General features: G+C 65.9%; 10 protein-coding genes. 3 read left to right on the top strand and 7 right to left on the bottom strand.

Annotation, left to right across the window (positions count from 1 at the left end):
- Nucleotides 1-117: 117 nt before the first annotated feature.
- The 3 genes from ACVWY3_RS26365 (at nt 118) to ACVWY3_RS26355 (ending at nt 5,733) form a co-directional block, all read left to right on the top strand.
- The gene (locus ACVWY3_RS26365) at nt 118-1,311 is read left to right on the top strand and encodes an efflux RND transporter periplasmic adaptor subunit (RefSeq protein ID WP_456841064.1); all 1,194 of its coding nucleotides are present in this window, start codon (nt 118-120) and stop codon (nt 1,309-1,311) included.
- Nucleotides 1,312-1,317: 6 nt separating this feature from the next.
- Nucleotides 1,318-4,479 (top strand): multidrug efflux RND transporter permease subunit, encoded by a 3,162-nt coding sequence (locus ACVWY3_RS26360; protein WP_456841063.1) that lies wholly within the window; start codon nt 1,318-1,320, stop codon nt 4,477-4,479.
- A 126-nt stretch (nt 4,480-4,605) separates the two neighbouring features.
- A complete protein-coding gene (locus ACVWY3_RS26355; RefSeq protein WP_456841062.1) occupies nt 4,606-5,733 on the top strand; it encodes an AAA family ATPase in 1,128 nt (375 codons plus the stop codon).
- 172 nt (nt 5,734-5,905) lie between these two features.
- Here the strand turns inward: ACVWY3_RS26355 and ACVWY3_RS26350 are convergent, their stop codons facing one another.
- From ACVWY3_RS26350 to gap, 7 genes are all read right to left on the bottom strand, one after another.
- A complete protein-coding gene (locus ACVWY3_RS26350) occupies nt 5,906-6,697 on the bottom strand; it encodes an inositol monophosphatase family protein (RefSeq protein WP_456841061.1) in 792 nt (263 codons plus the stop codon).
- A gap of 96 nt (nt 6,698-6,793) precedes the next feature.
- Complete coding sequence (locus tag ACVWY3_RS26345; protein WP_456841060.1) at nt 6,794-7,876, bottom strand: tetratricopeptide repeat protein; 1,083 nt, start codon at nt 7,874-7,876, stop codon at nt 6,794-6,796.
- A gap of 9 nt (nt 7,877-7,885) precedes the next feature.
- A complete protein-coding gene (locus ACVWY3_RS26340) occupies nt 7,886-8,560 on the bottom strand; it encodes a thiamine phosphate synthase (protein WP_456841059.1) in 675 nt (224 codons plus the stop codon).
- A gap of 3 nt (nt 8,561-8,563) precedes the next feature.
- Nucleotides 8,564-9,589 (bottom strand): class I fructose-bisphosphate aldolase, encoded by a 1,026-nt coding sequence (locus tag ACVWY3_RS26335; protein ID WP_456841058.1) that lies wholly within the window; start codon nt 9,587-9,589, stop codon nt 8,564-8,566.
- Between the two features lie 257 nt (nt 9,590-9,846).
- On the bottom strand, nt 9,847-10,914 hold the full coding sequence (fba, locus tag ACVWY3_RS26330) for a class II fructose-bisphosphate aldolase (RefSeq protein WP_035998315.1): 1,068 nt from the start codon (nt 10,912-10,914) through the stop codon (nt 9,847-9,849).
- A gap of 53 nt (nt 10,915-10,967) precedes the next feature.
- Complete coding sequence (locus ACVWY3_RS26325; protein ID WP_456841057.1) at nt 10,968-12,164, bottom strand: phosphoglycerate kinase; 1,197 nt, start codon at nt 12,162-12,164, stop codon at nt 10,968-10,970.
- A gap of 138 nt (nt 12,165-12,302) precedes the next feature.
- Complete coding sequence (gap, locus tag ACVWY3_RS26320) at nt 12,303-13,310, bottom strand: type I glyceraldehyde-3-phosphate dehydrogenase (RefSeq protein WP_456841056.1); 1,008 nt, start codon at nt 13,308-13,310, stop codon at nt 12,303-12,305.
- Nucleotides 13,311-13,323: the final 13 nt, after the last annotated feature.

The raw sequence follows: 13,323 nt of genomic DNA, 5'->3' as shown, positions 1-13,323 counted from the left end.
CACGCGTTGCGTCGCAGCAAGTCCATTCTATTTTGACGGCACGAGCCGCGCGGATTTGTCCAGAACGGCCGGCGCGGCGTGTGATCAGTTTTCAACAACCTCGAGGCACTTAACTTCATGTCAGGACTTCGCGCGCGATCGGCATGCGTTGCAATGATGCTCGCGGCCTTTGCGCCGCTGCTCGCAGCTTGCGAGGAATCGAGCTCGGCCGTCTCCGCCGCTCCGCCGGCGGACCCTGACGTCAGCATCGTCGTCGTCAAGCAGCAGGCCCGTGCCGTGGTGCGCGAGCTGCCGGGCCGTATCGCGCCGACCCGGGTCTCCGAGGTGCGCCCGCGCGTCTCCGGCATCGTGGTCGAGCGCCTGTTCCGCCAGGGCAGCGAGGTGAAGGCCGGCGATCCGCTCTACCGCATCGATCCGCGTCCGTTCGAGGTCGAGGTGATGGCCAACGAGGCCGCGCTCGCCAAGGCCGAGGCTGCGCTGATGCAGGCCAAGCAGCAGGCGCACCGTATCGCCACGCTGACCAGCCAGCGCGCCGCGCCCGAGGCCGAGAACGAGAGGGCGGTGGCCGCCGAGCGCCAGGCCCAGGCCGAGGTCGAAGGCCGCAAGGCTGAGCTCGCCCGCGCAAAACTCAATCTCGACTATGCCACCGTGCGCGCGCCGATCGAGGGCGTCGTCGGTGCGGCCCTCGTCAGCGAGGGCGCGCTCGTGGTGCAGAACGAGACCAATCTTGCCACCATCCAGCAGCTCGATCCGATCTATGCCGACTTCACCCAGTCGGTGACCGAGCTCAACCAGCTCCGCCGCGCCTTCGAGAGCGGCGACCTCGAGCGGATCGCCGCCGATGCCGCCAAGGTCCGCCTCGTGCTCGACGACAACACGCTTTATTCGCTCGACGGCAAGCTCTTGTTCTCCGACGCCAAGGTCGACGCCCATACCGGGCAGGTGACCTTGCGCGGCGAGTTCCGCAATCCGAAGCGCGAGCTGCTGCCGGGCATGTATGTCCGCGTTCGCATCGACCAGGGCCTCGACTCCGATGCCATCGCGGTGCCGCAGCAGGCGATCCAGCGCAACGGCGGCGGCGGCAGTGAGGTGTTCGTGGTCAAGGACGACAACCGCATTGCGGTGCAGCCGGTACGCACCGGCTCGGTGCAGGACGGCTTCTGGTTCGTCACCGAGGGCCTGAAGGCCGGCGACAAGGTCGTGGTCGAAGGCTTCCAGAAGTTTGCAGCCGGCGACAAGGTCAAGCCGCAATCCTGGTCGGAGGCGGACGCGACCGCGGACAACCGGCACGCCGAGAAAGTCACGCGGTAATCCGCCATGCCGAGTTTCTTCATCGACAGGCCGATCTTTGCCTGGGTAGTCGCGCTGTTCATCTGTCTGATCGGCGCGATCGCGGTACCGCTGCTGCCGATCGCGCAATATCCGATCATCGCGCCGCCCTCGATCTCGATCTCGACCAGCTATCCCGGCGCTTCGCCCGAAAACCTCTACAACAGCGTCACGCGCCTGATCGAGGAGGAGCTCAACGGCGCCTCCGGCATCCTCAATTTCGAATCGACCAGCGACTCGCTCGGCCAGGTCGAGATCATCGCCAATTTCCAGCCGGGCACCGATACCAGTGCGGCTTCGGTCGAGGTGCAGAACCGCATCAAGCGCGTCGAGGCGCGCCTGCCGCGCGCGGTGATCCAGCAGGGCATCCTGATCGAGGAAGCATCCAGCGCCGTGCTCCAGATCATCACGCTGAATTCGACCGACGGCAGCCTGGACGAGGTCGGCCTCGGCGACTTCATGATCCGCAACGTGCTCGGCGAGATCCGCCGCATCCCCGGCGTCGGCCGCGCCACGCTCTATTCGACCGAGCGCTCGCTTCGCGTCTGGGTCGATCCGGCAAAGCTCGTCGGCTATGGCCTGACCGCGGACGACGTCAACAAGGCGATCGCCGCGCAGAACGCGCAGGTCGCCTCGGGCAGCATCGGCGCCGAGCCGTCGACCGCGACCCAGCGCACCTCCGCGCTGGTCCTGGTCAAGGGCCAGCTCTCCTCGCCCGATGAATTCGGCGCCATCATCCTGCGCGCCAATGCCGACGGCTCGACCGTGCGCCTGCGCGACGTCGCGCGCATCGAGGTCGGCGGCCTCAGCTACCAGTTCAACACGCGCCTCAACGGCAAGCCGACCGCCGGTCTCTCGGTGCTGATGTCGCCGACCGGCAACGCGCTGGCGACCGCGAGCGCGGTCGAGGAGAAGATGAAGGAGCTGTCGCGCTTCTTCCCGGCCAACATCACCTACGAGATCCCCTACAACATCACGCCAGTGGTCGAGGCCTCGATCAAGAAAGTGCTGTCGACGCTGGTCGAAGCGGTGGTGCTGGTGTTCGTGGTGATGTTCCTGTTCCTCCAGAACATCCGCTACACCATCATTCCGACCATCGTGGTGCCGGTGGCGCTTCTGGGCGCCTGCACCACGCTGCTGCTCGCCGGCTACTCCATCAACATGCTTTCGATGTTCGGCATGGTGCTCGCGGTCGGCATCCTCGTCGACGATGCCATCGTCGTGGTCGAGAATGTCGAGCGCATCATGAGCGAGGAGGGACTGTCGCCGAAGGAGGCGACGCGCAAGGCGATGTCGCAGATATCGGGCGCCATCATCGGCATCACCCTGGTGCTGATGGCGGTGTTCGTGCCAATGGCGTTCTTCCCGGGCTCGGTCGGCATCATCTACCGCCAGTTCTCGGTGACCATGGTCGCCGCGATCGGCTTCTCCGCCTTCCTGGCGCTGTCGCTGACCCCGGCGCTGTGCGCGACCCTGCTCAAGCCCGTTGCCGCCGGTCACGGTCGTGCCAGGAAGGGCGTGTTCGGCTGGTTCAACCGCATGCTCGAAGGCGGCAAGGAGCGCTATTCCCGCACCGTCGGCTTCTCGCTCAAGCGCACCGGCCGCCTCATGCTGGTCTATGCCGCGCTGCTGGTGGGTCTGTCCTGGGTCTTCATCAATTTGCCCGGCGGCTTCCTGCCCATCGACGACCAGGGTTTTGTCACCACCGACGTGCAGACGCCATCGGATTCCTCCTATCCGCGCACGGAAGCCGTGATCGAGAAGGTCGAGAAATATCTCGCCGAGCGGCCGGGCGTGAAGGATGTCACCTTCCTTACCGGCTTCAGCTTCTCCGGCCAGGGCATGAACACCGCGCAGGCCTTCATCACCTTGAAGGACTGGTCCGAGCGCGGGCCGAAGGATTCCGCCGCGGCGATCGTCAATGACATCAACCGCGATCTGGGGGCGTCGATCCGCGACGCCAAGATCTCCGCGTTGCAGCCGCCGCCGATCGACAATCTCGGCAACTCCTCGGGCTTCTCGTTCCGCCTCCAGGATCGCGGCCAGAAGGGCTATTCCGCCCTGATGCGCGCGGCCGACCAGCTGATCGCGGACGCCAATGCGAGCCCGGTGCTGCAGAAGGTCTATATCGAGGGCCTGCCCGAGGCGGGCGTGGTCAATCTCGTGATCGACCGCGAGAAGGCCGGCGCCTTCGGCGTCACCTTCGAGGACATCAACAACACGATCTCGACCAATCTCGGCTCGAACTACATCAACGACTTCCCGAACCGCGGCCGCATGCAGCGCGTCGTGGTGCAGGCAGATAGCCGCGACCGCATGCGGACCGAGGATATCCTCAACTACAACGTCAAAAACAGCCGCGGCCAGCTGGTGCCGTTCTCGTCCTTCGCCACGGTGGAATGGGCGCGCGGCCCGACGCAGATCGCCGGCTTCAATTACTATCCCGCGGTGCGCATCTCCGGCGAAGCCAGGCCCGGTTTCACCTCGGGCGACGCCATCGCCGAGATGGAGCGGCTCGCGGGCAGGCTGCCGCGCGGCTTCGGCTATGAATGGACCGGACAGTCGCTGCAGGAGAAGCTGTCGGGCTCGCAGGCGCCGTTCCTGCTCGGCCTCTCGGTGCTCGTGGTGTTCCTGTGTCTGGCCGCGCTCTACGAGAGCTGGACCATTCCGCTCGCGGTGCTGCTCACCGTGCCGCTCGGCATCGTCGGCGCGGTCATCGCCGCGATGCTGCGCGGCCTGCCCAACGACGTCTATTTCACCGTCGGCCTCATCACCATCATCGGTCTCGCCGCCAAGGACGCGATCCTGATCATCGAATTCGCCAAGGATCTGCGCAAAGCGGGCAAGCCGCTGGTGGACGCCACCATCGAAGCCTGCCGCCTGCGCTTCCGCCCGATCCTGATGACCGGCCTTGCCTTCATCTGCGGCGTGCTGCCGATGGCGATCGCGCACGGCGCCGGCGGCGCCAGCCAGCAGGCGCTCGGCAGCGTCGTGATGGGCGGCATGATCGCGGTGGTGATCCTGGCGCTGCTGATGGTGCCGGTGTTCTTCGTCTCGGTGCAGCGCGTGCTGGCGGGCGATCGGGAGCAGACGGAGGGGAAGAAGCCCGAGGCGTATGGGCCGCCCGCGCCGGCAAGGGCGGGCCACTGAACGCCGGATCGGTCGGTCGGCTTGTTTTCTCGGCGTCCTCAATCCAAACTGCATCTCTGGATTGAAGCGGTGTACGTTCGCACCACAGGGCGAATGCACAGCCAGCCGGCCGATTGAGAACATGTGATGCGTTTGACCGACATTGCGATCTCGAACTATCGCTCTATCAGGCGGCTCTCCATACCCATCCACCCCTTGTCAGTGTTCGTAGGCGAGAACGGTGTCGGCAAATCCAACCTTTACAAGTCCCTGTCGCTGTTGCGCGACGCGGCAACGGGGCGGATCACGCGCACGATCGCAGACGAAGGCGGATTGAATTCAGTCTGCTGGTCCGGCGTCCGCAGACGCGGCGAGGATGGACGGCTGCGATTGTCCGCCAGATTCGATCGCCTGAAATATTCCATTGAGATCGGATTCCCCAGCCCGATTGCGGCGGCATTTGCCGGCGAGCCGATGATCAAGGAAGAAAGCATCGAGGCGACTGAGGGCAAGCGAACGGTTCGCCTCATGGAGCGGAAGAATTCGCTCGTGAGCGTCCGCGACGATAGCGGCGCATGGAGCAGCCACAAGGATGCGGTGCTGCCGTCCGAGCCGGCGCTTGCGGGATTTTACGATGGCAAGCAATGTCCCGAGATCGATCTGATCAGAAACGCGATGCTGGGCTGGCGCTTCTATCACGACTTTCGCACCGATCCGGCGTCGCCGATCCGAAAGCCGTGTCTGGCAATCACAACGCCCTCGCTCAGTGCCGATGGAGGCGACCTGGCCGCGGCCCTGGCGACGCTTTATACGATCAGGCAAGACGCCACCGAATTGCAGGACGCAATCCAGGATGCGTTCCCGGGCGCCGAACTCCGCGCCTGGGAGCAGGGCGGCCTGTGCGATTTCGACCTGCAACTGGAGGATATGCCGCGGCCGTTCCGGGCGCATGAACTATCCGACGGGACGCTGAAATACATTTGCCTGCTCGCAGTGTTCATGGGCTATCGGCTGCCGCCCTTCATCGCGCTGAACGAGCCTGAGACCAGCCTGCATCCGTCGCTGCTGGCGCCATTGGCGCGGCTGGTCGCCAAGGCATCACGCCGCGCGGACATCTGGATTGTCACGCATTCCGAACAGTTGATGGAGGCCTTGCGAAGCGAGAGTTCGGTCCCGCTTCGCCGGGTGATCAAGCCGAAAGGCGCCACGACGATCGAGGGCCTGACCCTCGGCGGTGAATATCGCGACGAGGAATCCGACGATGACGACTCTTAGTCGTTGCGGTACCGCCTGGCGCTGGTGAAGTCGTAAGGCACACTGTCATGCCCCGCGAAAGCGGGGCATCCCAGTACGCCGCGGCGATTGTGATTGGACCGAGACGCCACGGAGTACTGGATCACCCGCTTTCGCGGGTGATGACGGCGGAGTGTGAAGCTCGGGCTTCGCCTTACGCCACCTTCCGCAAAATCTTGACCAGCTCCCCGTGCACGAACTCGTTGCCGCACACGACGTGCCCCGTCAGCAGCGGGTCGCCCGGGGTCGCGATGTCGCTCACCGTTCCACCCGCTTCGCGCACCATCAGCATGCCGGCGGCGATATCCCAGGATTGCAGATTGCGCTCCCAGTAGCCGTCGAGGCGACCGGCGGCGACGAAGGCGAGGTCGAGGGCGGCGGCGCCGAAGCGGCGCAGGCCCGCGACGCGGTCCTGTATCGCGGTCATCTCGCGGCGGAATTCCTCGTGATCGCCGCGGCCGATATGGGGCAGGCCGCAGGCCACCACGCATTCGTTGAGCTGGCGGCGGCCGGCCACCCGCAGGCGCTGGTCGTTGAGGAAGGCGCCCTTACCGCGCTCGGCGATGTAGAGCTCGTCATTGGCGGGATTGTAGATCACGCCGGCGATGACCATCCCCTCGCGCGCAAGGCCGATCGAGATCGCAAATTGCGGAATGCCGTGCAGGAAGTTGGTGGTGCCGTCGAGCGGGTCGACGATCCAGGTGTGGCTCTTGTCGGTGCCCTCGCGCGTGCCGCCTTCCTCGCCGATGAAGCCGTAGCCGGGCCGCGCCTTGGCGAGATCCTGGTAGAGGATTTCTTCTGCGCGCTTGTCGGCGAGCGAGACGAAATTGGCCGGCCCCTTCAGCGAGACCTGGAGATGCTCGATCTCGCCGAGATCGCGCTTGAGGCTGCGGCCGGCGCGGCGCGCGGCTTTGACCATGACGTTGATAGTTGCGGAATACAGCATGAGCTCTGGTCTTGTCGGGGGAAAGGGCGCGAAAGCGCGCCTGATTGAGGGACTGGGTGCCCTGCGGGGGGCCTCAGGTCAAGTCATTGCGTCAGGTCATTTCGTCCCGAGCCATTTCTTGGCGGCGGCCTCCGCCTTGGCTCGGTCCTCGGCCGGCAGGTCGGAGAGCTGCTTGTCGAGCTCCGGATCGCCCTTGCCGCCGGTCTTCGCCACCAGATGCCATTTGAAGCCCTCAACCTTGTCCACGGGCGCGCCCATGCCGTTGATCAGCACCCAGGCCAGGCGATTCTGCGCGATCGCGCTGCCTTGGCGGGAGGCCTTGCGAAGCAACGCGACGGCAGCGGGCTGGTTCTTCGGCGTGCCGGTGCCGTTGAACATGGCGATGGCATATTCGACCTCGGCATCAACATTGTCGGCGAGCGAGGCGGCCTGAAGCAGCCGCACCGCGCGCTCGGGGTCCTTCGGCACCCCGGTGCCTTCCTTGTAGAAGGTCGCGAGCGCGTATTGCGCCTCGGGCAGGCCGGCGTCCGCGGCCTGGCGCAAGAGCTCGGCGGAACGCTTCACGTCCTGCGGCAGGGTCTGGCCGTCGAGATAGAGCAGCGCGAGATTGTAGGCCGCCTTGGGCTCGCCGAGCTTGGCGGCGGAGGCCATCAGCTTGACCGCCTCGGCCTTGTCGACCGCACCGCCGCGGCCGGACATCCGCAGCATCGCGAGCGCGAACATCGCCTCGCGGTCGCCGGCATCCGCGGCGCGCTTGTACCATTCGACCGCCTTGGCGTAGTCGCGGCGGATGCCCACGGCGTTGGAATAGAGCTCGCCGAGCATGGTCATCGCCTTGGGATCGCCGGCCGCGGCGCGCGCAGTGGCGAGATCGAACGCGGTCTTGTACTGGCCGCGTTGATAGGCGCCGAACACCAGATCGACGCCGGGCGTGTCGGCGGGCGGCGCGGGGATCACGGTCGCGGGCAGCTGCGGCTTTGGCGAGGCGGCCGGCTTGGGTGAGGCCGACGGTTTCGGCGCCGGCGCGGCCTCCTTCTTCTTGGCGGCGGGCGGCGGCTTGGGCTTCTGCTTCTCGGCGGGCGGGCTCGGGACCGTCGCCGGTGGTGTGATCTGCAGCTGTGCGGCCGCCGGCGCTGTCAGCAGCAGCGTGACAAGGATGGTGATGCGCGGGAGCTTCATGTCAGGGCGCTAGCCGTGCTCCTGTCCCGCAGGCGCCGTGGCATGGGCCTTCTTGATCGCAGCATCGGCCTCGATCAGCGCGGCCTTGGGGCCGCGCGGATCGGCCCAGATGAAGTCGCCGACCAGCACGAAATCGGCGCCGCTGGCGGCGAAATCGTAGGCTTCCTGCAGAGAGGTGGCAAAGCCGACGCAGGGCGGCTCGAACAGTTCGGCCCACCAGTCAAGCCGCTCCGCGATGGCTTGGGCCGAGGGCCGCTGTCCCTTCGCGTCGGGCTCGCCGAACAGCACATAGTCGGCCCCCATCTCGCCCGCGCTCATGGAATCGTGGCGCGTGACAAGCCCGCCGACGCCGGCGATGCGATCCGGCTTGAGTGAGGGCGCGGCCTCCTCCAGTGCGGCGAGGCCGGTGAGATGCGCCCCGTCGGCGCCGCCGCGCGCGACGATGTCGGGATGACCGTCGACGAGCAGTGCCGTGCCCGCCTTCTGCACCGGCGGCGCCAGCGCCTTGACGCGCGAGATCATCGTGCGCTGGTCGGTCTCCTTCAGCCGCAGCAGCACGGCGGCGACGTCCGCGGAGGCGAGCAGGTCCGGCAGCCCGGCAGCGAGCGCAGCCGGATCATCGACAACGGGCGTCGCGAGATAGAGACGCGGCGCCGGGCGCGGCGGAGGCGGTTTGTTCGACAAGATCTAGGCTGCCTTCTTTTCCAGGCTGCTTTGCCATTCGCCCTTGGAGGCGAGACCGTTCATCCGCGCGCGATGGCTGAACGCAGCTTGCCCGGCGGCGACATTCTCGGCCTTGCCCGCCCAGGCCTTCTGCGGCGCGGCCTGCAGCGCGCGGCCGTAGGAGAAGGTCAGGCCCCAGGGCAGCGGACCGAGCTTGTGCATGGCGTTGAGGTGGGCGGTTGCCTCCTCGTCGGACTGGCCGCCGGAGAGGAAGGCGATGCCCGGCACCGCGGCCGGCACGCAGGCCTTCAGCAGCCGGATCGTCTTTTCCGCGACCTCCTCGACGGAAGCCTGCTTCGTGCACTTCTTGCCGGAGATCGCCATGTTCGGCTTCAGCACCATGCCTTCGAGCGCGACGCGCTGCACGCGCAATTCCTGGAACGTCTTGTTGAGCACGCGGCTCGTCACCTCATAGCAGCGATCGATGTCGTGGTCGCCGTCCATCAGCACCTCGGGCTCGACGATCGGCACGATCTGCGCGGCCTGGCACAGCGCCGCATAGCGCGCCAACGCATGGGCGTTGACGCTGATCGCGGTCATCGAGGGAATGCCGCTGCCGATGTCGATCACCGCGCGCCATTTGGCAAAGCGCGCGCCGCGCTCGTAGTACTTCTTCAGCCGCTCGGCGAGCTTGTCGAGCCCGACGGTGACGAGCTCGCCCGGACACATCGGCAAGGCTTGCGTACCCTCGTCGACCTTGATCCCGGGGATGGCGCCGCTCTGTTCGATCAGCTTGACCAGGGGCGTGCCGTCCTTGGCATCCTGCCAGATCGTCTCGTCATAGAGGATCACGCCGGAGATGTACTGGCTCATGGCGTCCCTGGAGCGAAACAGCATCTCGCGATAGTCACGGCGGTTGGTCTCCGTCGATTCCACGCCGATCGCATCAAAACGCTTCTTGATGGTGCCGGAGGATTCGTCGGCGGCAAGGATGCCCTTGCCCGGGGCGACCATGGCGGTCGCGATCCTGTTGAGTTCAGTCAGATTCATCGAGAGGTCCTCCCAAAACGATTCTGCCCTTGCCCGTGAAAATAGACCGTTCTCGGGCAATTGCCGAGTTAACGTTGGTCGCAGGGTAAAGGGGGGAGGTGCTGTTACCTCGCCCCGCTTGCAGGGAGAGGTCGGATCGCCGTTGCGATCCGGGTGAGGAGGTACAGGTCCATCGAAAGGCCACAACTCGCGGAGAGAGCCCCTCACCCCGACCCTCTCCCCGAAAGAACGGGGAGAGGGAGGGATCATGCCGCCACTTACGCGACGCGGGGGTCCAGCTCGCCCTTGGCGTAGCGCTTGGCCATCTCGGCCGTGGTCAGCACCTTCTTGATCTTGGAGGCCTGGCCGGCGGTGTTGAACTCCTGGAGGCGCTGCTTGCACAGCTTGGTCATGGCTTCCATCGCCGGCTTCAGGTACTTGCGCGGGTCGAACTCCTCCGGGTTGTCCTTCAGCACTTTCCGGATCTGGCCGGTCATCGCCATGCGGTTGTCGGTGTCGATGTTGATCTTGCGCACGCCATTCTTGATGCCGCGCTGGATCTCGGCCACAGGCACACCCCAGGTCGGCTTCATCTTGCCGCCATAGGCGTTGATGATGTCCTGGAGGTCCTGCGGCACCGAGGAGGAGCCGTGCATGACCAGATGCGTGTTCGGCAGCTTGCGGTGGATCTCCTCGATCACGTTCATGGCGAGGATGTCGCCGTCGGGCTTGCGGGTAAATTTATAAGCACCGTGAGAAGTCCCCATCGCGATCGCCAGCGCGTCGACCTTGGTCTCCTGGACGAACTTCACGGCCTCGTCCGGATTGGTCAGCAGCTGGTCGTGGCTGAGCTTGCCCTCGGCGCCGTGGCCGTCTTCCTTGTCGCCCATGCCGGTCTCGAGCGAGCCGAGCACGCCGAGCTCACCCTCGACCGAGATGCCGCCGAGATGGGCCATGTCGGTCACGGTCTTGGTGACGCCGACATTGTAGCCCCAGTCGCCGGGGGTCTTGCCGTCGGCCTTGAGCGAGCCGTCCATCATCACCGAGGTGAAGCCGGCCTGGATCGCGGTCATGCAGGTCGCGGGCTCGTTGCCGTGGTCGAGATGCACGCAGACCGGGATGTGCGGATAGATCTCGGTCACCGCGTCCATCATGTGCTTGAGCATGACGTCGTTGGCGTAGGAACGCGCCCCGCGCGAGGCCTGGATGATGACGGGCGCGTCGACCTGGTTGGCGGCGTCCATGATCGCCAGCGCCTGCTCCATGTTGTTGATGTTGAAGGCCGGTACGCCGTAATCGTTCTCAGCCGCATGGTCGAGCAATTGACGCAACGTGATCCGAGCCATCTGTCTTTCTCTCCGTTTGGGCCTAAAGGGCCGCTTCTTGCTTGCCGTTCCAACTACTTGGTGCGCAGAACTTCGACGCCGGGCAGGGGCTTGCCTTCCATCCATTCAAGGAACGCGCCACCGGCGGTCGAGACATAGGTGAAGTCGCCGGCCACGTGGGCCTGGTTGAGCGCGGCAACCGTGTCGCCGCCACCCGCGATCGAGATCAGCTTCTTGGCCTTGGTGCGCTCGGCCGCATGCTTGGCCGCCGCGACGGTGCCGCGGTCGAACGGCTGCATCTCGAAGGCCCCGAGCGGTCCGTTCCAGACCAGCGTCGCCGCGTCGTCGATCGCCGCATGGACGCGCGCGACCGATTGCGGCCCGACGTCGAGGATCATGCCGTCGGCCGGGATCGCGTCGAGGCCGTAGGCATGCGAGGGCGCGTTGGCCGCGAAATGGTAGGCGACCGTGGCGTCGACGGGGAGGATGATGGCGCAGTTGGCGGCTTCCGCCTTCTCCATGATGCGCAGCGCCGTCGGCGTGAGATCCTTCTCGGCCAGCGACTTGCCGACCGCGACGCCCTGGGCGTGCAGGAAGGTGTTGGCCATGCCGCCGCCGATCACCAGCGCGTCGACCTTGGTCACGAGATTTTCGAGCAGGTCGATCTTGGTCGACACCTTGGCGCCGCCGATGATGGCGATGACAGGCTTGGTCGGCGAGCCCAGCGCCTTCTCCAGCGCATCGAGCTCGGCCTGCATGGTGCGGCCGGCATAGGCCGGCAGCTTGTGGCCGAGGCCTTCGGTCGAGGCATGGGCGCGGTGCGCGGCCGAGAATGCGTCACTGACCCAGATGTCGCCGAGCTTGGCCAATTCCGCGACGAAGGCGGGGTCGTTCTTTTCCTCTTCCTTGTGGAAGCGGGTGTTTTCCAGGCACAGGATGTCGCCGTCCTTCAGGGCGGCCACAGCCGTTGCCGCGGGCTCGCCGATGCAGTCGTCGGCGAAGCCAACGGGCCTCTTCACGATTTTCGACAGCGCCTCCGCAACGGGCTTGAGCGACTCCTTGGGATCGCGTCCCTTGGGCCGGCCGAAATGCGCGAGCAGGATGACCTTAGCTCCCTTGTCTGAAAGCTCCGTGATGGTCGGCGCGACGCGCTCGAGCCGGGTCGCGTCGGTGACGCGCCCGTTGTCCATGGGCACGTTGAGATCGACGCGCAGCAGCACGCGCTTGCCCTTCACGTCGACGTCGTCGAGGGTGCGGAATTTGTTGGTCATCTCAGGCTCTCTTGTCCCGGGCGCTGCGCAGCGCGAAGCGGTGCGCTGCAGAACCGGGACCTACGCGGGACATGGGTCCCGGCTCTGCGGCGCACCGTGAAGACACGCTGCGCCGCGTCCGGGACGCGAGAGTAACGCTTAGATCACCTTCGCCATCGCGACGGCGGTGTCCGCCATGCGGTTGGAGAAGCCCCACTCGTTGTCGTACCAGGACATCACGCGCACCAGCGTGCCGTTCTGCACCTTGGTCTGGTCCTCATGGAAGGTCGAGGAGTGCGGGTCGTGGTTGAAGTCGATCGAGACGTTCGGCGCATTGGTGTAGCCGAGGATGCCCTTGAGCTGCTGCTCGCTGGCGCGCTTCATCGCGGCGTTGACTTCCTTGGCGTCGGTGGCGCGCTTGGCCACGATCTTGAGGTCGACGACCGAGACGTTCGGGGTCGGCACGCGGATCGCGACGCCGTCGAGCTTGCCCTTCAGCTCCGGCAGCACCAGTCCGATCGCCTTGGCGGCGCCGGTCGAGGTCGGGATCATCGACATCGCAGCCGCACGGCCGCGGTAGAGATCCTTGTGCAGCGTGTCGAGCGTCGGCTGGTCGCCGGTATAGGCGTGGATCGTGGTCATGAAGCCGGTCTCGATGCCGACGAGATCGTTCAGCACCTTGGCGACCGGCGCGAGGCAGTTGGTGGTGCAGCTTCCGTTGGAGACGACCAGGTGATCCTTGGTCAGGGTCTCGTGGTTGACGCCGTACACGATGGTGGCGTCGGCGCCGTCGGCGGGAGCGGAGACCAGCACGCGCTTGGCGCCGGCGGTCAGATGCGCGGAGGCCTTGTCCTTCGACGTGAAGATGCCGGTGCATTCCAGCGCGATGTCGACGCCGAGATCCTTCCAGGGCAGCTTCGAGGGATCGCGCTCGGCGGTCACCTTGATCTTGCCGCCGCCGAGGCTGATCGAGTCGCCGTCGACGGTGACGGTGCCGGGGAAGCGGCCATGGACGCTGTCGAAGCGAAGAAGATGGGCGTTGGTCTCGACCGGACCGAGATCGTTGATCCCGACGACCTCGATGTCCTTGCGGCCGGACTCGGCGATGGCCCGCAGCACGTTGCGGCCGATGCGGCCAAATCCGTTAATTCCGACGCGGACTGCCATGTTTCGTCTCCTT

The sequence above is a fragment of the Bradyrhizobium sp. USDA 4486 genome (assembly GCF_054057995.1).
The sequence above is the reverse complement of the archived record's forward strand: the minus strand, read 5'-3'. Positions and strand labels throughout refer to the sequence as shown.

What these genes read in the sequence shown, in the direction of transcription:
- ACVWY3_RS26355 (WP_456841062.1), top strand. Translation starts at nt 4,606, where the DNA reads ATGCGTTTGACCGACATTGCGATCTCGAACTATCGCTCTATCAGGCGG.
- ACVWY3_RS26365 (WP_456841064.1), top strand. Translation starts at nt 118, where the DNA reads ATGTCAGGACTTCGCGCGCGATCGGCATGCGTTGCAATGATGCTCGCG.
- gap (WP_456841056.1), bottom strand. Translation starts at nt 13,310, where the DNA reads ATGGCAGTCCGCGTCGGAATTAACGGATTTGGCCGCATCGGCCGCAAC.
- ACVWY3_RS26360 (WP_456841063.1), top strand. Translation starts at nt 1,318, where the DNA reads ATGCCGAGTTTCTTCATCGACAGGCCGATCTTTGCCTGGGTAGTCGCG.
- ACVWY3_RS26325 (WP_456841057.1), bottom strand. Translation starts at nt 12,164, where the DNA reads ATGACCAACAAATTCCGCACCCTCGACGACGTCGACGTGAAGGGCAAG.
- ACVWY3_RS26345 (WP_456841060.1), bottom strand. Translation starts at nt 7,876, where the DNA reads ATGAAGCTCCCGCGCATCACCATCCTTGTCACGCTGCTGCTGACAGCG.
- fba (WP_035998315.1), bottom strand. Translation starts at nt 10,914, where the DNA reads ATGGCTCGGATCACGTTGCGTCAATTGCTCGACCATGCGGCTGAGAAC.
- ACVWY3_RS26350 (WP_456841061.1), bottom strand. Translation starts at nt 6,697, where the DNA reads ATGCTGTATTCCGCAACTATCAACGTCATGGTCAAAGCCGCGCGCCGC.
- ACVWY3_RS26335 (WP_456841058.1), bottom strand. Translation starts at nt 9,589, where the DNA reads ATGAATCTGACTGAACTCAACAGGATCGCGACCGCCATGGTCGCCCCG.